Below are 25708 nucleotides of genomic sequence, written 5' to 3' on the forward strand. Positions count from 1 at the left end.
CGCACTTTTTTCTCGTTAGAAATGGTACACATCAGTAAATCTGTACCATTTTTTTATGATTTTATTACGCAATCACAACTTGTTCAGCATCGTCTTCAGCGTGTTCAATACGCCCGATTAACCATGCATTCTCACCCGCTTGTTTTAAGATCGCTAATGCAGTTTCGACCTGTTCCTGAGGAAGTGCAATTACCATGCCCACACCACAATTGAAGGTTCGGTACATTTCATATGTGTCGATATTGCCTTTTTCTTGTAACCAATTAAACACGGAAGGCCATTCCCAGCTTTTTTCATCAATTACTGCTTTGGTGTTTTTAGGCAATACGCGCGGAATGTTTTCCCAGAACCCGCCACCTGTTAAATGCGCAATCGCATGTACATCGGATTGCTTAATAAGTGCTAACACGGATTTGACATAGATTTTTGTTGGCGCAAGTAAATGCTCGCTTAATGGTTTATTATCAAGCAGTTCTGTTGCAGGATTAACGCCCGCGACATTAATCACTTTACGAACTAAAGAATAACCGTTTGAATGTGGGCCACTGGAACCTAAGGCAATTAACGCATCACCATTTTTTACACGGCTACCATCAATAATTTCAGATTTTTCTACAACGCCTACACAGAATCCAGCTAAATCATAATCGCCTTCATGATACATGCCAGGCATTTCTGCTGTTTCGCCACCCACTAATGCACAACCCGATTGCACACAACCATCTGCAATTCCTTTTACAACGTCAGCAGCTACATCAACATCTAGTTTTCCTGTTGCATAATAATCTAAGAAAAATAGTGGTTCAGCACCTTGAACGACTAAATCATTGACACACATAGCGACCAAATCAATGCCAATCGTGTCGTGTTTTTTTAAATCAATGGCTAAGCGTAATTTCGTGCCGACTCCATCGGTGCCAGATACTAAAACAGGTTCTTTATATTTGCTTGGTATCGCACATAAGGCGCCAAACCCACCTAATCCCCCGATCACTTCTGCACGAGTGGTACGTTTTACTTCTGGTTTAATTCGTTCAACCAAGGCATTGCCAGCATTAATGTCAACTCCGGCATCTTTATAGCTTAATGATTGTTTGCTCACAGTGTTTTCCTATATCGATAAGTATTGAAAAATAAATTGCCATTTATTTTAACAGCTTAAGCAAACGTTTGCGATTTAAATTTTGAGATAAAAAAAGACCGCACTTTAGAAAAAGTGCGGTCGAGTTTCTCATTGTTTTTAACGATTTGCGAGTTCAAAAATCATCGCTTCTGCTTGGCAACTAAAAGTAAAAGAGGCATTTAATTGAACACCGTTTTCAACCGCCACGATTTCGCTTTTAATTTCGCAAGGATCACTTTCTGTATCGCGCGCTTTCTTCGTTAATCGTTCAAGCGCCGCATTAGCATCAGCTTCTGTGTTATAAACTTGATGTACTTCTACGGTGCAGTCAGAGCCATCAATAATCGTGCCTACATCAACACAGCTACAAGTTAAGGATTCTTCTGCTTTGCATTTTACGGTCATTTTCTTTTCCTTATATGAATATTTTTGTGCATTTTATCATTTTTCTGTTTGTCCATAAATGACAAAAATTGAACAAAATAGCCCATTAAATGCAAAAAGTTCCCGCTAACTGGTCGGAACTCTAATAAAAACAAGGAAATGGATTTGCACTCAATAGATTCGGGTTTTAGAATCGCCCAGATTTTTATTTATAACAAAGGTTTCCAAATGAAAAAATTTAATCAATCTGTCTTAGTAACTGCAATGTTATTCGCTGCTGGTGGGGCAAATGCTGCAGCGTTTCAATTGGCGGAAGTATCGACTTCGGGTCTTGGTATGGCTTATGCAGGTAATGCAGCAGTAGCAGATAATGCATCTGTAGTGGCAACGAACCCAGCGTTGATGAGTTTATTTAAAACGAATCAATTTTCTGTTGGGGGCGTTTATGTGGATTCTAAAATTCACATGAGTGGTCCAGTTACAGTTAATGCACTAGGTCGTACCGTTGCTGTTGGTTCTGCAGCTCATAATAGTGTTGTTCCTGGTTCATTGATTCCAAATATGTATTTTGTGGCACCAATTAATGACAAATTTGCCATTGGTGGTGGTATGAATGTGAATTTTGGATTAAAAAGTGAATATGAATCAGATTACAATGCAGGTGTATTCGGCGGTAAAACCGATTTAAGCGCGATTAACTTAAATTTAAGCGGTTCATATCGTGTTTCTCAAGGTTTAACTGCTGGTGTGGGGTTAAATGCAGTTTATGCAAAAGCGGAAATTGAGCGTCGTGCTGGTATTTTAAGTGATGCAGTGAAAAATGTTGCACCATTACTTCCTGCATTAGTGAGAAATGGACAAGTTTCACCAAACGCCGCCGCTTCTTTAGCAAAATTACAAGGTGTGAATAAAGAAACTGTATTAACCCACTTACAAGATAAAAATGCATGGGGTTTTGGTTGGAACGCAGGTTTAGCCTATGAGTTTAATGAGCGCAACCGAGTTGGTTTAGCCTATCACTCAAAAGTCGATATCGATTTTGAAGATGATAATGCGGTGAGTGCGAGCCGTACACTTCGCGGCCAAGGCCCAGCAAAAGGTGGATTAACACTACACTTACCAGATTATTTAGAATTATCAGGTTTCCACCAAGTTACAGATAATTTGGCATTGCACTATAGCTACAAATTTACACATTGGAGCCGTTTCAAAGAGTTACACGCAACATTTAATGATGGTGAAGTGGCTTTCCATAAAGATGAAAAATACCGTAGCAACTCTCGTTATGCATTAGGTGCAACCTATGACGTGAATGATAAATTAACAGTTCGTGCAGGTATTGCTTATGATGAAGCAGCAGCGCCAACTGAACACGCAAGTGCGTCTATTCCTGATACTGATCGTATGTGGTATAGCGTAGGAGCAACTTATAAATTTACCCCGAATCTTTCTATTGATGCGGGCTTTGCTCACTTACGTGGTAAAAAACTTAACTTTACCGAGAAACAATCAATTAGCAACTTAGCGACTGTTACAGCAAACTATACGTCTAAAGCAAGTGCTAACCTTTACGGTTTAAACTTAAACTACAGTTTCTAATTTGTAAAAAATTTAGCATAATACGTAGCACACCGAATGTATGTTCGGTGTGCTTTTTTCTTATATGACTTCATAAAAATGAGAGAAAAATGACCGCACTTTTTTATGCTTATATGGATTCACCAATTGGTCGGTTATTAATGCTTTCTGATGGTGAAAACCTTACAAATTTAGATTGTGAGTTAGAACAAACCACGCCAAATCCAAATTGGATTTTACGAGAAGATTTACCGCTTTTTGAAAAAGTACGGTGCGCTTTAAGGCGTTATTTTAATGGCGAGCCAGAAAGTTTCTCCGATATACCTTTATCGCCTAAAGGTACCGCATTTCAACAAGCGATTTGGACAGCATTGCGTCAAATTCCTTATGGTAAAACAGCCAGTTATGGTGGATTAGCCGAAAGTATTAATAACTCTAAGGCGGTGCGAGCCGTTGGCGGTGCTGTTGGGAGTAATCCAATTAGTATTATCATTCCATGTCATCGTGTATTAGGGAAAAAATGTGAAATCACCGGTTTTGGTGGTGGATTGCCGGCAAAACGCTTTTTATTGAAACTAGAAAATATTCCTTACATAGACAAAGGCGTAGAATACGTTAAACCGAAATTATTGAAGAAATACCACGAATGATCCCACAAACCGAACAAGCCTTATTAGAAAAAGCACAATCTATTGCGGGGTTAACCTTTGGCGAACTTGCAGATGAGTTAAATATTCCCGTTCCACCCGATTTAAAACGCGATAAAGGGTGGGTTGGAATGTTACTCGAAATCGCATTAGGAGCGACTGCTGGCAGTAAAGCAGAGCAGGATTTTTCCCATTTAGGCATTGAATTAAAAACGTTACCCATTAATGCAGAAGGCTTTCCGTTAGAAACTACATTTGTGAGCCTTGCACCTTTAGTTCAAAATTCGGGAGTGAATTGGGAAAATTCACACGTTCGTCATAAATTATCGAAAGTCTTGTGGATTCCCATTGAAGGCAGTCGTGATATTCCTTTGCGTGAGCGGCATATTGGCCAACCTATCTTATGGCAACCTTCGAGTGAACAGGATCATCAATTACGAAAAGATTGGGAAGAATTGATGGATTTAATTGTACTTGGCAAATTGGAGCAGATTACCGCTCGAATTGGGGAGGTTATGCAACTTCGCCCGAAGGGTGCAAATAGCCGTGCTGTGACAAAAGGCATAGGAAAAAATGGCGAAATTATAGATACCTTGCCTTTAGGTTTTTATCTAAGAAAAGAATTCACTGCTCAAATTTTGAAAGCGTTTTTAGATGTAAATTCGCTTTAACTTGATTTTAATATTCGTCAAAAACACGAAAAAAACCTACCGCACTTTTTAGTTTGTTGCCATAAAAAACTAAAGGGATCCGATTTCGTTCCCAAACTGGCACGCCTAATTCTTGCCAGATTTTTTTTATATCTTCTCTTGGGCGTTTCGGATGATGTTTAACTTTGCCCGAATAGCTAAAGCGGATAGAAATAGGCAAGTCTGTTTTGTCTAGTGTAATAGAGTAATCCTGCCAGTAGAAAATCAGATTGTGTTCATTTTCTTGAATTGTGAGATTCCCTAAATCATCAGGTAAACTTAGCGTGTTTTGTTCTAATTTTAGGGTGTATTTAGTTAGATCTGAAAACGGCTTAGTTAAATATAAACTATCTTGATAACGTCGAATAACTTTATTTACAAGCTGAAATTGAGGATTTGCCTCTTCTTTTGCAAAAACAACATCATTAATAAGTTGTGTAAGCTGGCGTTTACTTGGCATTTCAAGTTGGTTTTCGGCAAGCCACATACGCAAAAGTGCGGTTTGTTTTGCAGGTGAATATTGGCGAAATTGGAGCAGTTTAAATTGGTTTTTAATTTGACAATGTTCTGCAAAGGATTCGCTCAATAAATCATTAATTAATTGTTGCTGTTCAAAACAATGTTGTGCGGAACGTTGTACGGCTAAATCAAAATGAGCCCAGCGTTCACGTAATTTTGGCAAAGTTTCATTGCGCAAGAAATTACGATCATATCTATTATCCTCATTACTTTCATCTGTAATCCAGTTGAGATTTTCTTTTTGTGCATAATCTTCTAACTGTGTGCGAGTAAAGCCTAACAAAGGACGTAAAATTGGCATGCCGAATAATACGCTTTGTTGTTGCATTGCGCCTAAGCCTTGTAGTCCGCTGCCACGTTTTAGGGCTAAGAAAAAGGTTTCTGTTTGATCGTTTAGATGATGCGCTGTGACGAGTATTTCTTGTGTTTGAAGATGTTTTTTTATGGCTTGATAGCGTGCTTCACGCGCCCCAGCCTCAATACCATTGGTTTTATCTACTTGTACGCGCTCGATAATCAACGGAATTTGAAATTGATCACATAAGTTTTGGCAGTGTTTGGCCCAATTATCTGCGTTTTGGCTTAATCCGTGATGAATGTGGATTGCTCGTACTGATAAAGGCGGTAAGTGCGGTTGTTTTTGACGAAGCTTTGCAAATAAAGAAAGAAGTACAGTGGAGTCCAAACCACCACTCAAGGCAATAAGAAATGCTTGATAGGTGGTTTGTTTGAGTTGTTTTTCAATGTCTGAAAGTAAGTCCATTAGGCAACTTTTTCAGCTTTATAATGGCTGCTTGGATTGAGAATTTCAAAACGTGCGGCAATGGTTTGTAATTCGTAAGAACCCAGTTCAAAGGTGGTTTTCATTACGCCCGCTACTTCATTATTCATAGCTTCAAAGGCTTCTACATCAGATTTGCCATTGAGTAAATTTGCTAAGAAAGTCCCCGCAATTAAATCACCCACACCAACAGGTTCAAAGTTAAATTTATAAAGCGGACGGTTTAAATGCCAAACACCCTCTGGGGTTGCCATAATAATTTCAAATGTATCAGGATCGTTAATTTTACCCGCACTGCCTAAATGTTTAACAAGAACTTTCTTCACGCCTTTTGCAATCAGCGCATTCACTGCTTTTAACACATCATCAAAGGTATTAATTGGGAATTCTGTGAGCTGACGCAATTCATGCAAGTTTGGCGTCATAATGTCTGCCACTGGAATCGCTTTTTCAATAAGAGCCTCGCGAACACCATTGGCAACCACGCAGATTTTTTTCGGATGTGGCATTACAGGGTCGCATAAATAAAGCGCATTTGGATTACGCAGTTTGATTTGTTCTAAGGCAAAAAGAATTTGATCAACTTGTTCCGCAGAACCCAAGTAACCAGATAACAAGGCATCACATTCTTGTAGTTTTTCAATGTTATCGAGTCCGGTCACAATTTCTCGGATTTGTTCTTGTGGAATGACCATGCCTGTCCATTTTCCGTATTGGGTGTGATTAGAAAATTGAACGGTATTTAATGCCCATACATCTACGCCTAACAACTGCATTGGAAAAGTCGCGGATTTGTTACCCGCAAAACCATAGACCACGTGGGATTGGATCGAAAGTACGTTTTTCATTGTGTTTGCTCCTTTGTTGTTATATTTAGATCAAAAAAGAGCGGCAAAAATCACCGCTCTTTTAGAATGTTAGTTAGCAATAACCGTAAGACATTAAACGTTCATAGCGTCTATTTAATAATTCTTCTTTGCTTAGTCCATCGAGCTCTGCTAAATCTTCTTTTAAACGAAGTTTTAAGTTTTCAGACATTTTCGCATAATTACGATGTGCTCCACCCAAAGGTTCTTGCACAATGCTGTCGATGAGATTTAATTCTTTTAAACGGCTTGCAGTTAATCCCATTACTTCAGCTGCGGTTGATGCTTTTTCTGCACTTTTCCAAAGAATAGAAGCACAGCCTTCTGGAGAAATAACAGAATAAGTGGAATACTGTAACATATTCACTTTATCGCCCACGCCAATAGCTAATGCACCGCCAGAACCGCCTTCACCGATAACGGTACAAATAACGGGAACGGTAAGTTGCGCCATTTCGCGTAAGTTGCGAGCGATAGCTTCCGCTTGACCGCGCTCTTCTGCGCCAATACCTGGATAAGCTCCTGGGGTATCAATAAATGTGATAATTGGCAATTTAAAACGTTCAGCCATTTCCATTAAACGTAACGCTTTACGATAGCCTTCAGGTGCCGGCATACCAAAATTGCGTTGTACTTTTTCTTTTACGGAACGACCTTTTTGATGACCAATCACCATCACTGGGCGACCATCTAAACGTGCAAGACCGCCCACGATCGCTTTATCATTAGCAAATGCGCGATCACCTGCAAGTTCTTCAAATTCAGTAAAAATATGTTCGATATAATCTAATGTATAAGGGCGGTTTGGATGACGCGCCATACGTGAAACTTGCCAAGCATCGAGGTTAGCAAAGGTTTTTTTAGTGAGTTCGTTACTTTTCTTTTGTAAGCGTTTGATTTCATCAGTCAAATCAACTTTATCATCCGATGCTGCACGTAATGCTTCAATTTTTGCTTCTAATTCTGCAATCGGCAATTCAAAATCTAAATATTCTTGGCTCATTTTCTTATCCTAAAAAGACCGTAAAAATTGACCGCACTTTATCAAGAATTAAACTGTGGCGCAAATGGTTTTCACTGGTTGGGCAAGCTTATAATCGCTCTTTTTTGAAGAGTGATAAGACAAATAAAAATGCGGAACAAATGACAACGGAAGGCCCAGCAGCGGTATCATAAAAGGCTGATAATATTAGCCCAGCTATAATCGATAACATACTGACTACAATTGCCCTGCCCACCATAGATTCTGGCGTTCTCGCAAAACGACGAGCGGTTGCCGCAGGGATTATTAATAAGGATGTGATAATTAATGCACCGACAAATTTCATGCTCAAGGCAATAGTCAATGCGGTTAATATCATCAAAATAAAACGCATTTTTTTGATATTAATGCCTTCAACTTGCGCGAGTTCTGGCGATACGGTGGTGGAAAGTAAGGATTGCCAAAAGTAAATTAATGTTGAAAGCACTATTATCACACCAATCCCAATATAAATTAAATCGGTATAATTAATTGCGAGCAAATCCCCAAATAAGTAACTCATCAAATCTACTCTTACATTTTGTAGTAATCCCACTGTCACAACTCCGAGAGATAAGCAGCTATGGGCGATAATGCCGAGCAAGGTATCAATGGAAAATTGCGTGTTGCTTTCTAACCACACCATTGCGATAGCAAGAATCAAGGTCAGCACGATAATCGCAATGTAAGGATTGACTTGTAAGAAAATACCTAATGCCACACCGAGCAAGGCAGAATGAGAAAGGGTGTCGCCAAAATAAGCCATTTTCCGCCACACCACAAATACGCCAAGTGGCGCGGTAATTAGCGAAAGCAAAATGCCTGTTAAAAGGGCAGGAAATAAAATCTCAAACATTATTTATCCTTATTTTGACAATGCACTGCTGATGAATTACAACCGCACACATCACCGTGTAAGGTGTGGTGATGATTATGATGATGGGTATAAAAGCCGACATTTTGTGCGAGCTGATTTCCCCATAAACGCATAAATGTTGGATCATTTGAGAGAACATCAGGCGTGCCAGCACAGCAAATATGTTGGTTAATACACAATACTTCTTTACTATCCGCCATCACAATGTGTAAATCGTGTGATACCATCAATACGGCACAATTTAATTTTTGTTGGGTTTGATGAATGAGCTGATAAAGCTCTGCTTGTCCAGTAATGTCTACGCCTTGAGTGGGTTCGTCTAGCACAAGTAAATTTGGTTTATTTAAAATTGCACGCGCCAATAATACGCGTTGCATTTCACCGCCAGAAAGTTTTTGCATATTACTTTTGCGTAAATGTGAAATTGAAAGTTGCTCAAGTGCGATGGATATTTCTTGTGTTTTAAGACCTTTTTTTAGTGAAAGAAATCTCTCAACCGTAATAGGCAAACTATGATCCAAATGGATTTTTTGTGGTACATAACCAATGCGAACATTTTTACTGTAAATGACTTCGCCAGAAGTGGGCGTTTGTAGTTTTAATAAGGTTTTTAATAACGTTGATTTGCCGCCACCATTTGGCCCAACAATAGTGATAATAGAATTCGGATAAATATTTAAATTAATATTTTGTAGTGCAGTTTTTTGTGCGAAAACCACATTGATATTTTTTAATTGAATGAGCGGTTGTTGGTTTTGCTCGTTGCGAATGGCTGTGATATTCATAAAATCGCCGTGTTTTCAACAATGGTTGGGGAAAATAACGCATTTTTATAGAATTCTCAAGATTTTCTAGCCAATGTCGAATATTTAAGCGTTTGAATAATGCTTTTCCCGTAGAAATGAATTTTCTTTATAATATGTAGTCTGAATGCTGAAAACTTTTTTATTTTAGGAATCCTTGTGCAACACGTAAAATTAGCTAGAGATAGAAGAAAAAAACGCTCTCGTATTAAAGAGGGAGTGTTTTTTATTGCTATTTTACTGATTTTCTCAGGGATTTTACTTACTCTAAAAGATAATTCAGAACATCATGATTCACCGGAACAAGTTATTCCAGCGGTGGTAGATAATGTTGAATATCAATCATTAAATACCTCAAATAAACAAGAAGAAAAAACAGTACACACTTCAGTTGAGCATCAGGCAACTGGGCATCTTAATGATGAAGATGCAACATCTTATGATGATGAATTACAGGCTAAAGATGATGAAGTTGATGAAGTGAAGCCTTCAACAGATGAACTGGATAATTTGCCGCAAAATGCACAAGATGCATTAAGTGGCTTATTAGATGCTGCCGATCAAGCAATTCGTATTACCGATCAATTTAGCCATACTGTGACGCGTGGCGATAGCCTAAAAGACGTATTGGAACTTTCTGGTTTGGAAGATGATACCGCACAGCGTTTAATTGCTGTGGACGGGGAATTGGCAAATTTGAAAGCGGGTCAACAGTTCTATTGGATTTTAGATAAAAATGATGAACTAGAATATTTAAATTGGCTTGTATCTGAAAAAGAAGAACGCATTTATGAACGTGTTGAAGGTGGTAAGTTTAAACGTCAAGTTGTTGAAAAAACAAGTGTTTGGCGAAAAGAAGTATTAAAAGGTGAAATTAACGGAACGTTTGCAACTAGTTTAAAAGCTCAGGGATTGGATAATCGTCAAATCAACCAATTAACCACCGCACTTCAATGGCAAGTGAGCATTCAGAAGTTGAAAAAGGGGACTAAATTTGCAATTTTAGTTTCTCGCGAATATTTAGGCGATAAACTGACTGGTCAAGGTAATGTTGAAGCGTTACATATTTCGTCTGAAGGTAAGAGTTATTATGCAGTTCAGGCTGCCAATGGTCGTTACTATAGCCAACAAGGGGAAACCTTAGGTAAAGGTTTTGCTCGTTATCCATTGCAACGACAAGCGCGAGTTTCTTCATCATTTAATCCGAATCGTCGCCATCCAGTAACTGGGCGTGTACGACCGCATAAAGGTGTGGATTTCTCCGTTTCTCAAGGTACACCGATTATCGCCCCTGCAGATGGCGTAGTTGAAAAAGTGGCATATCAGGCTGGAGGTGCTGGACGTTATATTGTTATGCGCCATGGTCGTGAGTATGAGACTGTTTATATGCACTTAAGTAAACCGCTTGTACGCGCAGGACAAGAAATTAAAAAAGGTGAGAGAATTGCGCTTTCTGGTAATACCGGAATTTCAACAGGACCACATCTACACTATGAATTCCATATTAATGGACGGGCGGTCAATCCGTTGACGGTTAAATTGCCTGGTACAAGTAGTGGTATGGGAACTGCCGAACGTAAACAATTCCTTGTTCGTGCACGTGAAGCAGAGCGAATGTTAAAATTATAATCATATAAAGTGCGGTCAAATACGACCGCATTTTCATTCCCTAATGTGTAAAATAATATTTACACCTTTATGTAAAAAAACTATCATAATCCAATCTTATTTTCCCTACATTTCTGATATATGACCAGTTTCAAATTTAATCCACAAAATCCTTTTGATTGTTTTATTGTGCAAAGTGAATCCATGAAAAGAGCTGTAGAAAACGCGAAACGTTTTGCTATGTTTGATGCGCCTTTGTTAATTCAAGGCGAAACAGGGACTGGAAAAGATTTGTTGGCGAAAGCCTGCCATTATCAGAGTTTGCGTCGTGATAAAAAATTTATCGCAGTAAACTGTGCAGGTTTGCCTGATGAAGATGCCGAAAGTGAAATGTTTGGTCGAAAAGTTGGAGACAGTGAAACCATCGGTTTTTTTGAATACGCGAATGAGGGAACCGTATTACTAGATGGCATCGCAGAACTTTCATTGGGTTTACAGGCTAAATTATTACGTTTTTTAACGGATGGATCTTTCCGTCGAGTGGGTGAAGAGAAGGAGCATCATGCAAACGTACGAGTGATTTGCACATCACAGGTTCCGCTTTATTTGCTTGTTGAGCAAGGTAAAGTGCGTGCTGATTTGTTTCATCGTTTAAATGTTCTCACTATTAATGTGCCACCATTACGTGATCGCATGGCAGATATTGAGCCGCTAGCACAAGGGTTTTTACAGGAAATCAGTGAAGAATTAAAAATTGCCAAACCAACTTTCGATAAAGATTTTCTTCTTTATTTGCAGAAATATGATTGGAAAGGGAATGTTCGTGAGCTTTATAACACCCTTTATCGTACCTGCTCTCTGGTACAAGATAATCATTTAAATATCGAAAGTTTAAATCTTGCTCCGCCACAAAGTGCAGTGATTTCTTTGGATGAATTTGAAAATAAAACCTTAGATGAAATCATCGGTTCTTATGAGGCACAAGTTCTAAAATTATTTTATGCAGAATACCCAAGCACGAGAAAATTAGCTCTGCGTTTAGGCGTTTCCCATACTGCGATTGCGAATAAATTGAAACAATATGGGATTGGAAAATAATTTTCTATAAATTAAGCATTCTCAGATTATATTTTAATATCTGCTAATCTAGAAAATTGCTTACATAACTTTAACCACATAATCTTATCAATCTGCACATCTAACAAGAATTCTCCTTGTTCAGAAATTTGTTCATGTCGTACACAATCAAGCTGATAAAAAGTATGGCGAAGTTTGCCTTCGTGCGGTTGCAAAATTAAAGAAAGAGAAAGTATCTCGTTTTTTAACCGCACTTTAATGGCTTCAAACAATAAATGAATACCCAGATCATCTTGCGCAGAGAGATAGACTGCAACAGGCTGGTTTTCATCATTGTATTCGATATGCTGCGTAACATTTTCCAACAAATCAATTTTGTTATATACCAATAGAACAGGAGCTTCTCCTGCACCAATTTCTTCTAGCACATCATTGACTGCATCGATATTTTCTTGTTTTCGTGAATCAGCCGCATCAATCACATGGAGTAATAAGCTGGCTTCTACCGTTTCTTGTAAAGTCGATTTAAAGGCTGAAACCAGATCATGCGGAAGCTGTCGAACAAATCCTACCGTATCCGCTAAAATTGCTGTACCTACATCTTGAATCTGTAATTTTCGTAAAGTGGGATCTAATGTTGCAAAAAGCTGATCTGCGGCATAAACCTCTGCATTGGTTAAACGATTAAATAAGGTTGATTTCCCTGCATTGGTATAGCCAACAAGTGAAATGGTCGGGATATCTGCCTTTTGGCGTGTTTGGCGATTTTGATTACGCTGTTTCTCCACTTTTGCCAAGCGATTTTGTAATTGAGAAATGCGTACTTTAATCAAGCGACGATCGGTTTCTAACTGAGTTTCACCTGGCCCGCGTAATCCTACAGCCCCTTTTTGTTGATCTAAGCCTGTTTTGCGACGGACTAATCGAGTAGATAAGTGTTTTAATTGCGCAAGTTCAACCTGCAATTTTCCCTCATGAGAGCGCGCTCGTTGGGCGAAAATATCTAAAATGACGCCAGTGCGATCGACCACTCGACAATGACATAAACTTTCTAAGTTACGTGTTTGTGCTGGGGTTAATTGATGGTTAAAAAGTACAACATCAGCATTATGTGATTGCACTGCATCTGCAATTTCTTGAGCTTTTCCCTCGCCTACAAAATATTTAGCTTGAGGAGTGCTACGGCTTGTGGTGATTGTATCCAATACATCTACATTGGCAGAATCAGCGAGTAGCAAAAACTCTTGTAGATCGTCAGTGTTTTTATCTTGCGCAAAGAAAACGTGAACCACGATGGCGGTATCACGCGTTTTTTCAGATTGTTGGGATGAAGAAAGTGCGGTTGAAATTTCCTGAGAATTTTCAACCGCACTTAATAAATATTGATTATCCATTGATGGAGTTGTGATTATTCTGTTTGAGTTTCCACGCTTTCAACGGCTTCAGTTGTTGCTACATGATGGCTGCTATTGTGATGAGAAACAGAGCGCGCAGGCACAACAGTTGAAATTGCGTGTTTATATACCATTTGGTTCACAGTGTTTTTTAATAAAATCACGAATTGATCGAATGATTCAATTTGACCTTGAAGTTTGATTCCGTTTACAAGGTAGATTGATACAGGAATGCGTTCGCGACGAAGCGCATTTAAATAAGGATCTTGTAAAGATTGTCCTTTTGCCATTTTGCTATCCTTTGTTGTCGTTATTATGAAATTTTGCTGATAGAAACTAGTTGTCTCCGCGCGCAAGTGTAGCAATAAACACAAATATTGTCTATTTGCTTTCCCGTAACTTTTGTAAAATTGCTTTCATTTTATGATCTAGTGGTGCATTGAAACGTAGTGTTTCGCCATTTTTAGGGTGCTCAAACCGAATTGAAAAGGCATGTAGGAACAAACGATTCAATCCCAATTCACTCATTTGTTTATCAAAATCTTTATCACCGTATTTATCATCTAATGCAATAGGATGTCCTGCATATTGTGTGTGTACACGAATTTGATGAGTTCTCCCCGTGACTGGTGAAGCCTTCACGAGCGTAGCATTTATATAGCGTTCTTCAATGCTAAATCGGGTTTCAGATGGTTTGCCTTGCTCGCTGACACGCACAATGCGCTCTCCGCTGGATAATTCATTTTTCAAAAGCGGTGCTTGAACAACTTTTACATGGGATTGCCATTGCCCTCGTACTAACGCTAAATAATCTTTTTGAACAGTTTTTACGCGAAGTTGTTCATGTAAATTACGCAATGCTGAACGTTTTTTAGCAATTAATAAAATGCCTGATGTATCGCGATCTAAACGATGAACCAGTTCTAAAAAGCGTGCTTCTGGACGCAATGCCCGCAAGGCTTCAATCACACCAAAATTTAAACCACTCCCGCCATGCACAGCGATTCCTGAAGGTTTATTTAAAACAATTAAACAATCATCTTCAAACAAAATTTGGTTTTCAAGTGCGGCGACTTTATTGAGATTTTTTGAAATCGACGCGTCGTTTTTTTCAGCCACACGCACTGGCGGAACGCGAACAATATCACCTGTTTGCAGTTTATATTCTGGCTTAATCCGGCCTTTATTTACCCGCACTTCACCTTTACGCACAATACGATAAATTAAACTTTTGGGCACGCCTTTGAGTTTTGCTAATAAATAATTATCGATACGTTGGCCGCTTTCATCTTCACTAATTGTCAGCATTTTTACTGATGAATTAATGATTTTTTCGTTTTGTTCTGTCATCTTTTTTCCTTTTGAAAATTGGCGCGAATCATATCACAAAGGCGCTATTAACGTAACTCTATGAACGTAATATTCACCTTGCTAATTAATCGTTTTCTATGGATAATAGAGCGTCTTTTTGCGCCTAAGAATTTGCGTAAAAAAGGATGAGTTTTGTTGGTGAAAACTCAATGCAGCAATCGGCATAAGACATTGATAATCAACATTTTTCTTGAAATAAATTAGCCGCTTGCAACGCGTGTGGAATATCGCGTTGTTTTATAAAGCAAACGTTTATGCTTAATAACGTTATCAATGCACCCAGCAACATACAGTCGTGAGATTGACTGGCGCGAGAAACACGAGGTCGATAACGAAGCAAAGTGCGGTTTATTTTGAGGCCTTTTAAAAATTTAATAAGAGAATTGACAATGAAAAGAATGTTAATCAATGCGACTCAAAAAGAAGAGTTGCGTGTAGCGCTTGTTGATGGACAGCGCTTATTTGACCTGGATATTGAAAGTCCAGGACACGAGCAAAAAAAAGCGAATATCTACAAAGGGAAAATTACTCGCGTTGAGCCAAGCTTAGAAGCGGCTTTTGTAGATTATGGTGCAGAACGTCATGGTTTTTTGCCATTAAAAGAAATTGCTCGTGAATATTTTCCCGATGATTATGTTTTCCAAGGCCGTCCGAATATTCGCGATATCTTGAGCGAAGGCCAAGAAGTTATCGTTCAAGTTAATAAAGAAGAACGCGGAAACAAAGGCGCAGCCTTAACCACTTTCGTTTCTCTTGCGGGTAGTTATTTGGTTATTATGCCAAATAATCCGCGTGCCGGTGGGATCTCTCGTCGTATCGAAGGGGATGAGCGCACTGAATTAAAAGAGGCATTAAGTTCATTAGATGTGCCTGAAGGCGTGGGCTTGATTGTTCGTACTGCTGGTGTGGGGAAATCTCCAGAAGAGTTGCAGTGGGACTTAAAAGTTTTACTTCACCATTGGGAAGCGATTAAACAAGCATCTCAAAATCGTCCAGCGCCTTTCTTGATTCATCAAGAAAGTGATGTGATTGTGCGCGCTATTCGTGATTATTTGCGCCGTGATATTGGTGAGATTCTTATTGATAGCCCGAAAGTGTTTGAAAAAGCAAAAGAGCATATCAAACTTGTTCGCCCTGATTTCATCAATCGTGTGAAACTTTATCAAGGCGAAGTGCCTCTTTTCAGCCACTATCAGATCGAATCTCAAATCGAGTCAGCATTCCAACGTGAAGTGCGTTTACCTTCTGGTGGTTCAATCGTTATTGATGTAACTGAAGCCTTAACTGCTATTGATATTAACTCCGCGCGTTCTACTCGTGGTGGCGATATTGAAGAAACGGCATTGAATACTAATCTTGAAGCGGCAGATGAAATTGCGCGTCAATTACGTTTGCGTGACTTAGGTGGTTTAGTTGTTATCGATTTCATTGATATGACGCCAGTTCGTCACCAACGTGAAGTGGAAAATCGTATTCGTGATGCCGTTCGCCAAGATCGTGCTCGTATTCAAATTAGCCGCATTTCTCGTTTCGGTTTGTTAGAAATGTCGCGTCAGCGTTTAAGTCCTTCATTAGGTGAGTCTTCACATCACATTTGTCCTCGTTGTCAAGGAACAGGTAAAGTGCGTGATAACGAATCTCTTTCCTTGTCTATCTTGCGTTTAATCGAGGAAGAAGCGTTAAAAGAAAACACCAAGCAAGTGCATACGATTGTGCCTATACAAATTGCTTCTTATCTTCTTAACGAAAAACGTAAAGCAATTAGCAATATTGAAAAACGTCACAATGTAGATGTCATTGTTGCGCCAAATGAAGCAATGGAAACACCGCACTTTAGCGTTTTCCGCTTACGCGATGGCGAAGAGGTGAATGAATTGAGCTATAACTTAGCGAAAATTCACTGTGAGAAAGATGAAAGTACCGAGGAATCTCTTGTTTCTCGTAATGTGGAAACAACTGTTGTTGCTGAACAACCAGCAGTTGAAAGTGCGGCAGTGGCACTTTCTATTTCTGAAGCAGCTCCAACTCCAGTTGAGCGTAAATCGAATGAACCGTCTTTATTAGCTAAAATTATCGCGAAGATTAAAGGCTTGTTTGCTTCTGAATCCGAAGAAAATAAACCGAAAAATAACCGCACTTCGCGCAATTCTAATCGTAATCAACGTCGTCCACAGGATCGCCGTACTTCTCGTCGACCACGTTCTGAAAATAACGAAACGGAAAGAACCGAAGAGCAAGTTCGTAATATCCGCGAGCGTAATCAACGCCGTCCTCGCCGTAACTTAGTGGAAGAAAGTATCGCTGAAAGTGCGGTAAATTCTACACCGGTTTTTGAGGCTCAGGATGAAAAAACTGAGCAAGTGACTCAACGCCGTCAACGTCGTGATTTACGTAAACGCGTGCGCGTTGAAGATAATGAGATTTCTGTTGAAAATAACGAAATCATTGTTGAACAAATGCCAGAAGTGGATGTTGTCGAAGTTCAGGCCGTTCAAGATGATGAAAAACCAGTTCGTCAAAACCAAGAGCGTTCTGAACGTCAAGATCGCCAACGCCGCACTCCACGTCATTTACGTGCAGCGAATAATCAACGTCGTCGCCGTAATCAAGAGCCTAAATCGCCAATGCCATTATTTGCTGCAGTGGCTTCACCTGAATTGGCAAGTGGAAAAGCTTGGGTGGACTATTCAACAGTGAATACTCCGAAAGAAAATAATTTCTTATCGGTGGATGAATTGCTTGAGCAAGAAAAAACTAAAAAAGGTTTTATCACGCCAGCAATGGGTATTGTGGTTGAAGAAAAATCTCTTGAAGTAAAACCAGCATTAGATTTTATTACTCAGCCAGCTAATGAATCTGTACAGAAAAAAGTACAAGAATCTTTAGAGCGTTTAAATTTTCATAAACCTCAGGAAACAGTTGAGTCTATTGAGTCAACGATTACCGTAAATGAGTCTGAAACTGTAAATGAACCAGCCTTTATCCGCACTTATGAGTTTAATGGGCGTTTAGGTACCATTTCTTCAGTGACTCATACAAAAGCAGAGGTGACTTTGGCGAAAGCAAGTGATGAAATGCCAGAAGCTTTCCCAATTACTGAATGGCAAGATTCTCGCTATTATTTTTACGGTAAAGGGGCAGCAGGGCATCATTGTGCGATTAGCCATGTATATTCTGAGCCTACCCGAGCAAAATCAGAGTAATCTAAAATAAAAAATTAGAATTGGCGTGATGTTTATTACGTCAATTCTTTTTATTTTTAGGTTGCAGTAAAAATAATCACTTGATAAAAACGAGATGATTTTTGCTTGACGGTCTTTCTCAAAAAACGTATTATGCGTGCGCATTAAATCACGGAGGAATGGTCGAGTGGTTGAAGGCACCGGTCTTGAAAACCGGCGAGGGTTTACGCCCTCCTAGGGTTCGAATCCCTATTCCTCCGCCATCAACTTTTTAAAGTTAACTAATTCGAAAGGATTAGTTTTTTTATTTCTGATCATCTATTTTCTGTGTTTTCACGGTTTTCCATTTCTTCTTTAAATACCAAATATTCTTCTAAAAGATCTATTGCTTCTTGGCATTTTTGCTGGCGTTTTTTATAACCTTCCGCAAGTTGAGCGTAACGTATTTTTTCATCATTATTTTTTTCTGCCTGTGCTAAATCTTTATGTTGTTGATAAAGTTTATTCAAGCGTTCTAATGCTTCATAGTATTTTTCCAATCGTTCTCTTGGCGGTAATTTATGAATGCTATGTTGAGATTTTTTAATGGTTTGTTTCGTTATTTTTTGGGAGGCTGTTAGATGAGTATTCTTGCGAGTTAGGGCTTCTGAAAGAACGGAACATTGGGCGAGTAAACGCTCTGTCAGAAAATTATAGTGATTAAGATTGCTAGATTCTAATGTCTTTATTCTATCTAGCGTTTGATTGATTTCCTTTAGATAAAAGGAAATATTCTGTCCATTTTCACTGAACAAAGTGCGGTCAAATTTGGCGAAGATTTTTTCTTCTCGTTTGGATAAATGAGCTTCACAAAGTCTCTGAACTTTTTGCTCTAAAATCTGGATAAGTTGTTGAACTGTCATAAAAAATCCCCCAATTCGGGGGATTATAATCGTTAAAGGTACATTGCTGCAATCCAGCCAAACGCTAATAATGGAATATTGTAGTGTAGGAAGGTGGGTACAACAGAGTCCCAAATGTGGTCGTGTTTACCATCCATATTTAAACCTGATGTTGGACCTAAGGTCGAGTCAGATGCAGGGGAGCCAGCGTCTCCTAATGCAGCAGCAACACCAACGATTGAAACGGTGGCTAATGGTGAGAAACCAAAAGATAAACAAAGTGGTACATAGATAGAGGCAATGATTGGTACCGTTGAGAATGATGAACCAATTCCCATTGTAATCAACAATCCGACCAGTAACATTAAGAATGCGGCCAAACCTTTACTTTGAATCGCTCCGTTACTTAAGCTTTGAACTAAATCTGTTACGCCCGTTGTGGCATTAATAACATTAGCGAAACCGGATGCCGCAATCATAACAAATCCAATCATAGCCATTAAACGTAAACCTTGTTGGAAGATATCGTTACTTTCTTTCAGTTTGAAAATGCCAAATATTGCGAAAATGACTATCCCAACTAAACCACCAATAATAGTCGAACTTGTCACTAATTGTGTTGCGAAGGTCGCTACAATGGCGATTAAACTTGCAGTGATTTGTTTTGGTTTTATGTTTGCGATGTGCGCTTCAATTTCTTTTGTGGTTGGCTCTTGAATAGTTACATCATATTCTCTTGGTTTGCGATAAGTGATGAATATTGCGGTGAGCAACCCTAAAATCATACCAATTACAGGCAATAACATCGCGAGGGATACTTGAGCAACATTGGTTTGTAAACCTAGAGCAGCCCCAGCTTGATTGATGTTTTTTACTAAAATACTTTCGATAAAGATTTTACCAAACCCTACAGGAAGTAACATATAAGTTGCGGTTAAACCGAATGTAAGTACGCAGGTTACAGCGCGACGGTCTATTTTTAGACGATTAAAAATAGAAAGTAACGGCGGCACGACGATTGGAATAAAAGCAATGTGTACAGGAAGTAAGTTCTGTGAAGAAATGGCGAATAATACCAATACACCAAAAATTAAATATTTAAACCAAGTTAAGTTGCTGGAACTTGGTGTTTTATTCATTTTAGTGATGATCTTATAGGCAATTAAATCGGTAATACCTGATTTAGAAATCGCAATCGCGAATGCACCAAGCATCGCATAGTTCATCGCGACTTCTGCGCCGCCACCTAAACCTCCAGTGAAGGTTTCAATTGTTTTGCTTAAACCTAGACCGCCACAGAGTCCGGCAGTGAGTGCGGCAATAACTAACGCAATAATTACGTTAATACGTAGCAAACTTAGTGCTAGTAAAACGATAATCGAAATAACAACGGGATTTGTTAACATTGTATTTTTCCTTGTGAATTAAATAGTGAATACTTTACTTTAAAATTTTTGATTGTCGAATAAATAATAATGTCGTTGCATTGATGACTCCTGTGTAGTAACAAAACAAAACCCCTCGAAAGTTGCCTTCCGAGGGGTAAGATTTTTATTATCCTGTCAGCTCGGAAGAAATCTTCCAAGCACACCAAAAACCTGAAAGATTATTCAGTTGAATGGTGATGATGGTGACGACGGATAATGTTCATTTTTTATCTCCAAATAAGAATTGCTTTTAAACTACTGGAAAAATAAAACTATTGCAACCACTTTTTTATTTTTCTTAAAGTGCGGTCTATTTTTCAGTTGTTTTTTCCTGTTCTAGTTCAGACGCAATATGTGGGAAGCCACCTAAATCTTTTAAATGATTGACCATATAACAGAATAATTCTGCTGTACGTTCGGTGTCGTATAACGCAGAGTGCGCTTGTTTCCCATCAAATGGGATTTTAGCGGCAAGACAGGCCTTAACGAGAACAGTCTGACCAAACATTAAGCCCGCTAAACTTGCCGTGTCAAACATCCCAAAAGGGTGGAAGGGATTACGCTTTACGCCAGTACGTTCAGCGGCAGCCATCACAAAACTTTGGTCAAAAGCAGCATTGTGCGCCACAATGATAGAACGTTGGCAATCTGCATCTTTTTGTCCTCGACGTACCATTTGAAATAACCCTGTGATTGCATCGAGTTCAGACACCGCACCACGTAATGGATTATGAATATCAATGCCATTAAATTTCAAGGATTCTGGATTAATATTTGCCCCTTCAAAAGGCTCGATATGAAAATGGCATTTCTGATCAGGATGCAAATAACCATGTTCATCCATTTTTAATGTGATTGCGGCTAGTTCGAGTAATGCATCTTTTTTTGCATCAAAACCTGCAGTTTCAACATCAATGATGACGGGGAAATAGCCACGAAAGCGATTTTTTAATTGGTTGTGATAAGGGATTTCTTGAGAATCGGACATAATCTATCTCTTAAAAATAAAATAACGTAGGAATCCCTACGTTATTAAAAATACAATAAAAATTGACCGCACTTTAGTTGCCTAAACCAGATTTAGTGCTTTTGTTTTCGATAAATTCAATTTTATAACCATCTGGATCTTCAACAAAAGCAATTACGGTTGAGCCACCTTTCACTGGCCCTGCTTCGCGAGTAACGTTACCACCGCTTGCGCGAACAGCTTCACAAGTCGCATAAATATCATCCACGCCGATAGCGATATGTCCATATGCTGTGCCATGTTCATATTTATCTACGCCCCAGTTGTATGTTAATTCAATTTCTGCGGCACTTTCGCCATCTTCATAACCTAAAAAAGCAAGTGTATATTTATATTCCGGGTTTTCACTCGTACGCAATAAACGCATACCTAAAACATCTTGATAAAATTTGATTGAACGATCTAAATCGCCCACGCGTAACATAGTGTGTAAAATTCGCATTGGTTTAATCCTTTTGTGATAAAAAGTGCGGGCATTATGCCACAAAAAAGTTGAATTAAATAAATTTGTTATGAATTATTTAACTGCAATCATCGAGCCAAAGTTAAAACACTGGAACCATAATTCTACGTGTGAAAATCCGATGTTTTTTAACCGCTCTTTGTGAATGTTAATCGAGTCAGTACGCATGACATTTTCAAGTGCAGTGCGTTTTTGGCTCACTTCAAGCTCACTGTAACCGTTAGCACGTTTGAATTGGTGATGGAGATCAATAAGCAACTCATTCACTTTTTCATCTTCAAAACGGAATTTTTCAGAGAGCACCAACACACCGTTTGGGTTTAAACCTTGGTAGATTTTTGTGAGCAAGGCTACACGATCTTCTGGTGGTAAAAATTGCAATGTGAAGTTGAGCACTACCATTGAGGCGTTCTTAATTTCAATTTGACGAATATCATCGCAAAGAATTTCTACGGGTACATCACTATGATAAGCCGCAACGTGCTGACGGCAGCGTTCCACCATTGGCAGAGAATTATCGACACCGATAATTTTCACATTCGGTTGTTTAATATTACGTCGCATAGAAAGAGCTGCCGCACCGCGTGAACAGCCTAAATCATAGACTTGGCTGTCAGCAGTCACAAAACGCTCAGCCAACATACCAATCGCCGTGATAATGTTGGAGTAGCCAGGTACGGATCGTTGAATCATATCTGGAAAGACTTCAGCAACGTTTTCATCAAAGGTAAAATCGCCGAGTTTTTCAATTGGAGCAGAAAAAATAGTATCTTTCATGGTTTACATTGTGTGGAGTATGTGTGTTTTTCACTTTTCCATACCCTACGAATTAGAAAATATTTAAAAAGTGCGGTCATTTTAAGGAAAGTTTTCAAGGGGTCAAATAAATTTCCGTTTAAGATTTAAAAGACGCGCCTTTTTCCGTATAATTCTGCGGTATTTTTCCATTTTTATAGAGAGTTAAGGAATTGAATATGATGCGTACACATTATTGCGGTGCATTAAACCGCAACCATATTGGACAAGATGTAACATTAAGCGGTTGGGTTCACCGCCGTCGTGATTTAGGTGGCTTGATTTTTATTGATATGCGCGATCGTGATGGCATTGTGCAAGTTTGTTTTGATCCGAAATATCAAGATGCATTGACAGCGGCTGCTGGGTTACGTAATGAATTCTGTATTCAAATTAAAGGTGAGGTGATTGCGCGTCCTGATAATCAAGTTAATAAAAATATGGCGACAGGCGAAGTAGAAGTATTAGCGAAAGAATTACGCATCTACAATGCTTCTGACGTTTTACCATTAGACTTCAACCAAAATAACACCGAAGAACAACGTTTAAAATACCGTTATTTAGATTTACGTCGCCCTGAAATGGCTCAACGCTTGAAAACCCGTGCAAAAATCACCAGCTTTGTGCGTCGTTTCATGGATGATAATGGTTTCCTTGATATTGAAACCCCAATGCTTACCAAAGCAACGCCAGAAGGTGCGCGTGACTATTTAGTGCCAAGTCGTGTACATAAAGGCAAATTCTATGCATTACCGCAATCACCACAGCTTTTCAAACAGCTTTTAATGATGTCTGGTTTTGATCGTTATTATCAAATCGTGAAATGTTTCCGTGATGAAGATTTACGTGCAGATCGCCAACCTGAGTTTACCCAAATCGATGTGGAAACTTCTTTCTTAACTGCACCAGAAGTACGTGAGATCATGGAACGCATGGTACACGGTTTATGGCAAAACATTATTGGTGTGGATTTAGGTAAATTCCCACAAATGACCTGGCAAGAAGCGATGACTCGTTTTGGTTCAGATAAACCAGATTTGCGTAACCCGCTTGAATTAGTCGATGTGGCAGATATCATTAAAGATGTTGAATTTAAAGTATTTAATGAGCCTGCAAACAATCCAAACGGCCGTGTGGCAGTGATTCGTGTACCAAATGGTACTGAAATCACTCGTAAACAAATTGATGAATACACACAATTTGTTGGTATTTACGGTGCAAAAGGTTTGGCTTGGGCGAAAGTAAATGACATTCATGCTGGCCTTGAAGGCGTACAAAGCCCGATTGCGAAATTCTTAAATGAAGATGTATGGAAAGCATTAGCAGAACGTGTGAATGTACAAACTGGCGATATCTTATTCTTCGGTGCAGATAAATGGCAAACCACTACTGATGCAATGGGCGCATTGCGTTTGAAACTTGGTCGCGATTTAGGGTTAACGCGTTTAGATGAGTGGCAACCACTTTGGGTGATCGACTTCCCTATGTTTGAACGTGATGAAGAGGGTAATCTTGCAGCAATGCACCATCCATTCACTTCACCAAAAGATTTTAGTCCTGAGCAATTAGAAGCCGATCCAACAAGTGCGGTAGCAAATGCTTACGACATGGTAATTAATGGCTACGAAGTAGGTGGTGGTTCAGTACGTATTTTCGATCCGAAAATGCAACAAACCGTATTCCGTATTCTTGGTATTAACGAACAAGAGCAACGCGAAAAATTCGGCTTCTTGTTAGATGCATTAAAATTCGGTACACCTCCACATGCTGGTTTAGCATTCGGTTTAGACCGTTTAACCATGCTTTTAACTGGCACCGAAAATATCCGTGATGTGATTGCATTCCCGAAAACAACCGCGGCAGCGTGTTTAATGACAGAAGCACCAAGTTTTGCGAATCCGCAGGCGTTGGGTGAGTTGGCAATTTCTGTCGTTAAAGCAGAATAAGTTTGAAATATTAGGAATGAAGTGCGGTCAGATTTGGCCGCATTTTTAATGATGCAATATAAAAATAATCAATCGGTTCTCGTTGTAATTTACGCTAAAGATACAAACCGAGTTTTAATGCTCCAACGCCAAGATGATCCTGATTTTTGGCAGTCTGTTACTGGCACCATTGAAAGTGGTGAAACACCAAAAAAAACAGCAATTCGTGAGCTTTGGGAAGAAGTACGGTTAGAAATTTCAGAAAATTCCACCGCATTTTTTGATTGCAAAGAGAGCATAGAATTTGAAATTTTTCCACATTTCCGATATAAATACGCACCGAATGTGACGCATTGCCGTGAACATTGGTTTTTATTGGCAATGGAGCAAGAATTCGAACCAGTATTAAGTGAGCATTTGGCATATCAATGGGGTTCCCCTGAACAAGCAATCCAAATGACAAAATCTTCCAATAACGCGGAAGCAATTAGAAAATATATTCTTAAAGATAAATAGAAGGAAAACAACATGGCAGGCCATAGTAAGTGGGCTAATATTAAACACCGCAAAGCAGCACAAGATGCACAACGCGGTAAAATTTTTACTAAATTAATTCGTGAACTTGTTACCGCAGCTAAAATTGGTGGTGGCGATGTGAGTGCTAACCCGCGTTTACGTGCAGCAGTAGATAAAGCGCTTAGCAACAATATGACACGCGATACTATCAACCGCGCTATTGATCGTGGCGTAGGTGGTGGCGATGACACCAATATGGAAACCAAAATCTATGAAGGCTATGGCCCAGGCGGTACAGCGGTTATGGTTGAATGTTTAAGTGATAATGCAAACCGTACGATCTCACAAGTGCGCCCTAGTTTTACTAAATGTGGTGGTAACTTGGGAACAGAAGGTTCTGTTGGTTATTTATTTAGCAAAAAAGGTTTAATTTTAATTGAACAAGCAGATGAAGATGCGTTAACTGAAGCGGCTATAGAAGCGGGTGCTGATGATATTCAACCACAAGATGATGGTTCATTTGAAATCTATACTGCTTGGGAAGATTTAGGTTCAGTACGTGATGGCATTGAAGCAGCTGGCTTTAAAGTTCAAGAAGCTGAAGTGACGATGATTCCATCAACAACCGTTGATCTTGATATTGAAACTGCACCAAAATTACTTCGTTTAATTGATATGTTGGAAGATTGTGATGACGTACAAAACGTATATCACAACGGTGAAATCAGTGACGAAGTGGCATCTCAACTTTAAT

24 protein-coding genes, 1 tRNA gene and 1 other annotated feature are annotated in these 25708 nt (G+C 39.1%); of the genes, 10 read left to right on the plus strand and 15 right to left on the minus strand.

Annotated elements, in window-relative coordinates; translation table 11 throughout:
* Positions 1-64: 64 nt before the first annotated feature.
* Complete coding sequence (gene purM, locus AC6H22_RS01005; RefSeq protein ID WP_005628580.1) at positions 65-1102, minus strand: phosphoribosylformylglycinamidine cyclo-ligase; 1038 nt, start codon at positions 1100-1102, stop codon at positions 65-67.
* Positions 1103-1240: 138 nt separating this feature from the next.
* Complete coding sequence (locus AC6H22_RS01010) at positions 1241-1528, minus strand: YfcZ/YiiS family protein (RefSeq protein ID WP_005628579.1); 288 nt, start codon at positions 1526-1528, stop codon at positions 1241-1243.
* Positions 1529-1735: 207 nt separating this feature from the next.
* Here AC6H22_RS01010 and AC6H22_RS01015 point away from each other — a divergent pair, with 207 nt between their 5' ends.
* From AC6H22_RS01015 to mutH, 3 genes are all read left to right on the plus strand, one after another.
* Complete coding sequence (locus tag AC6H22_RS01015) at positions 1736-3106, plus strand: outer membrane protein transport protein (protein WP_032825718.1); 1371 nt, start codon at positions 1736-1738, stop codon at positions 3104-3106.
* Positions 3107-3195: 89 nt separating this feature from the next.
* Positions 3196-3735, plus strand: a complete 540-nt coding sequence (locus AC6H22_RS01020) for a methylated-DNA--[protein]-cysteine S-methyltransferase (protein ID WP_005628574.1) — start codon at positions 3196-3198, stop codon at positions 3733-3735.
* Positions 3732-4403: a DNA mismatch repair endonuclease MutH gene (gene mutH, locus AC6H22_RS01025; RefSeq protein ID WP_005628573.1), complete on the plus strand. Its 672-nt coding sequence runs from the start codon at positions 3732-3734 to the stop codon at positions 4401-4403. Before AC6H22_RS01020 ends, mutH begins: the two co-directional genes overlap by 4 nt.
* A 7-nt stretch (positions 4404-4410) precedes the next feature.
* Here mutH and tilS read toward each other — a convergent pair whose 3' ends face one another.
* From tilS to znuC, 5 genes are all read right to left on the minus strand, one after another.
* Positions 4411-5703, minus strand: a complete 1293-nt coding sequence (gene tilS / locus AC6H22_RS01030; RefSeq protein WP_005628570.1) for a tRNA lysidine(34) synthetase TilS — start codon at positions 5701-5703, stop codon at positions 4411-4413.
* Positions 5703-6569, minus strand: a complete 867-nt coding sequence (gene pdxY / locus AC6H22_RS01035) for a pyridoxal kinase (RefSeq protein WP_005628568.1) — start codon at positions 6567-6569, stop codon at positions 5703-5705. Before pdxY ends, tilS begins: the two co-directional genes overlap by 1 nt.
* A 73-nt stretch (positions 6570-6642) precedes the next feature.
* Positions 6643-7590: an acetyl-CoA carboxylase carboxyl transferase subunit alpha gene (gene accA / locus AC6H22_RS01040; RefSeq protein WP_005628566.1), complete on the minus strand. Its 948-nt coding sequence runs from the start codon at positions 7588-7590 to the stop codon at positions 6643-6645.
* Between the two features lie 88 nt (positions 7591-7678).
* On the minus strand, positions 7679-8464 hold the full coding sequence (gene znuB / locus AC6H22_RS01045) for a zinc ABC transporter permease subunit ZnuB (RefSeq protein ID WP_005628564.1): 786 nt from the start codon (positions 8462-8464) through the stop codon (positions 7679-7681).
* Positions 8464-9270, minus strand: a complete 807-nt coding sequence (znuC, locus tag AC6H22_RS01050; RefSeq protein ID WP_118817451.1) for a zinc ABC transporter ATP-binding protein ZnuC — start codon at positions 9268-9270, stop codon at positions 8464-8466. Before znuC ends, znuB begins: the two co-directional genes overlap by 1 nt.
* A 177-nt stretch (positions 9271-9447) precedes the next feature.
* Between znuC and mepM the strand changes: the two genes are divergently transcribed.
* Positions 9448-10917: a murein DD-endopeptidase MepM gene (gene mepM, locus AC6H22_RS01055; RefSeq protein ID WP_192885349.1), complete on the plus strand. Its 1470-nt coding sequence runs from the start codon at positions 9448-9450 to the stop codon at positions 10915-10917.
* A gap of 120 nt (positions 10918-11037) precedes the next feature.
* On the plus strand, positions 11038-11994 hold the full coding sequence (locus AC6H22_RS01060) for a sigma 54-interacting transcriptional regulator (RefSeq protein ID WP_005628559.1): 957 nt from the start codon (positions 11038-11040) through the stop codon (positions 11992-11994).
* 26 nt (positions 11995-12020) lie between these two features.
* Here AC6H22_RS01060 and hflX read toward each other — a convergent pair whose 3' ends face one another.
* The 3 genes from hflX to rluC form a co-directional block, all read right to left on the minus strand.
* Positions 12021-13367 (minus strand): ribosome rescue GTPase HflX, encoded by a 1347-nt coding sequence (gene hflX / locus AC6H22_RS01065; protein ID WP_118817453.1) that lies wholly within the window; start codon positions 13365-13367, stop codon positions 12021-12023.
* A gap of 14 nt (positions 13368-13381) precedes the next feature.
* On the minus strand, positions 13382-13657 hold the full coding sequence (gene hfq, locus AC6H22_RS01070) for an RNA chaperone Hfq (RefSeq protein ID WP_005628557.1): 276 nt from the start codon (positions 13655-13657) through the stop codon (positions 13382-13384).
* Between the two features lie 91 nt (positions 13658-13748).
* Positions 13749-14717, minus strand: coding sequence for a 23S rRNA pseudouridine(955/2504/2580) synthase RluC (gene rluC / locus AC6H22_RS01075; protein WP_118817454.1), 969 nt, complete (start codon positions 14715-14717; stop codon positions 13749-13751).
* 410 nt (positions 14718-15127) lie between these two features.
* On the opposite strand from rluC, the gene rne reads away from it, so the two are divergent.
* Together rne and AC6H22_RS01085 are read left to right on the plus strand one after the other, a co-directional pair.
* Positions 15128-17941 (plus strand): ribonuclease E, encoded by a 2814-nt coding sequence (rne, locus tag AC6H22_RS01080; RefSeq protein ID WP_118817455.1) that lies wholly within the window; start codon positions 15128-15130, stop codon positions 17939-17941.
* A gap of 152 nt (positions 17942-18093) precedes the next feature.
* Positions 18094-18183, plus strand: a tRNA-Ser gene (locus tag AC6H22_RS01085).
* A 51-nt stretch (positions 18184-18234) separates the two neighbouring features.
* Here the strand turns inward: AC6H22_RS01085 and priC are convergent.
* From priC to cmoA, 5 genes are all read right to left on the minus strand, one after another.
* Positions 18235-18822 carry a primosomal replication protein PriC gene (gene priC, locus AC6H22_RS01090; protein ID WP_005628554.1) on the minus strand — a complete coding sequence of 196 codons (588 nt, stop codon included), beginning with the start codon at positions 18820-18822 and terminating at the stop codon, positions 18235-18237.
* A 32-nt stretch (positions 18823-18854) separates the two neighbouring features.
* Complete coding sequence (locus AC6H22_RS01095; protein WP_005628552.1) at positions 18855-20207, minus strand: Na+/H+ antiporter family protein; 1353 nt, start codon at positions 20205-20207, stop codon at positions 18855-18857.
* 103 nt (positions 20208-20310) lie between these two features.
* Positions 20311-20432: a sequence feature (His leader region), on the minus strand.
* A 106-nt stretch (positions 20433-20538) separates the two neighbouring features.
* The gene (gene rnt / locus AC6H22_RS01100) at positions 20539-21216 is read right to left on the minus strand and encodes a ribonuclease T (protein WP_005628550.1); all 678 of its coding nucleotides are present in this window, start codon (positions 21214-21216) and stop codon (positions 20539-20541) included.
* Between the two features lie 73 nt (positions 21217-21289).
* Positions 21290-21697: a lactoylglutathione lyase gene (gloA, locus tag AC6H22_RS01105; protein WP_005628548.1), complete on the minus strand. Its 408-nt coding sequence runs from the start codon at positions 21695-21697 to the stop codon at positions 21290-21292.
* 75 nt (positions 21698-21772) lie between these two features.
* Entirely contained in the window at positions 21773-22495 is a 723-nt protein-coding gene (gene cmoA / locus AC6H22_RS01110) for a carboxy-S-adenosyl-L-methionine synthase CmoA (RefSeq protein WP_005628546.1), read from the minus strand.
* A 197-nt stretch (positions 22496-22692) separates the two neighbouring features.
* Between cmoA and aspS the strand changes: the two genes are divergently transcribed.
* Genes aspS through AC6H22_RS01125 form a run of 3 tightly spaced genes read left to right on the plus strand, consistent with a single transcriptional unit; the run spans position 22693 to position 25707 of the window.
* Positions 22693-24459: an aspartate--tRNA ligase gene (gene aspS / locus AC6H22_RS01115; protein ID WP_005628544.1), complete on the plus strand. Its 1767-nt coding sequence runs from the start codon at positions 22693-22695 to the stop codon at positions 24457-24459.
* Positions 24460-24480: 21 nt separating this feature from the next.
* Positions 24481-24954 carry a dihydroneopterin triphosphate diphosphatase gene (nudB, locus tag AC6H22_RS01120; protein WP_046953111.1) on the plus strand — a complete coding sequence of 158 codons (474 nt, stop codon included), beginning with the start codon at positions 24481-24483 and terminating at the stop codon, positions 24952-24954.
* A 12-nt stretch (positions 24955-24966) separates the two neighbouring features.
* Positions 24967-25707: a YebC/PmpR family DNA-binding transcriptional regulator gene (locus AC6H22_RS01125; protein WP_005637404.1), complete on the plus strand. Its 741-nt coding sequence runs from the start codon at positions 24967-24969 to the stop codon at positions 25705-25707.
* The last annotated feature ends 1 nt before the right edge of the window (position 25708 follow it).

It is taken from the genome of Haemophilus sp. THUN1690 (assembly GCF_059704375.1).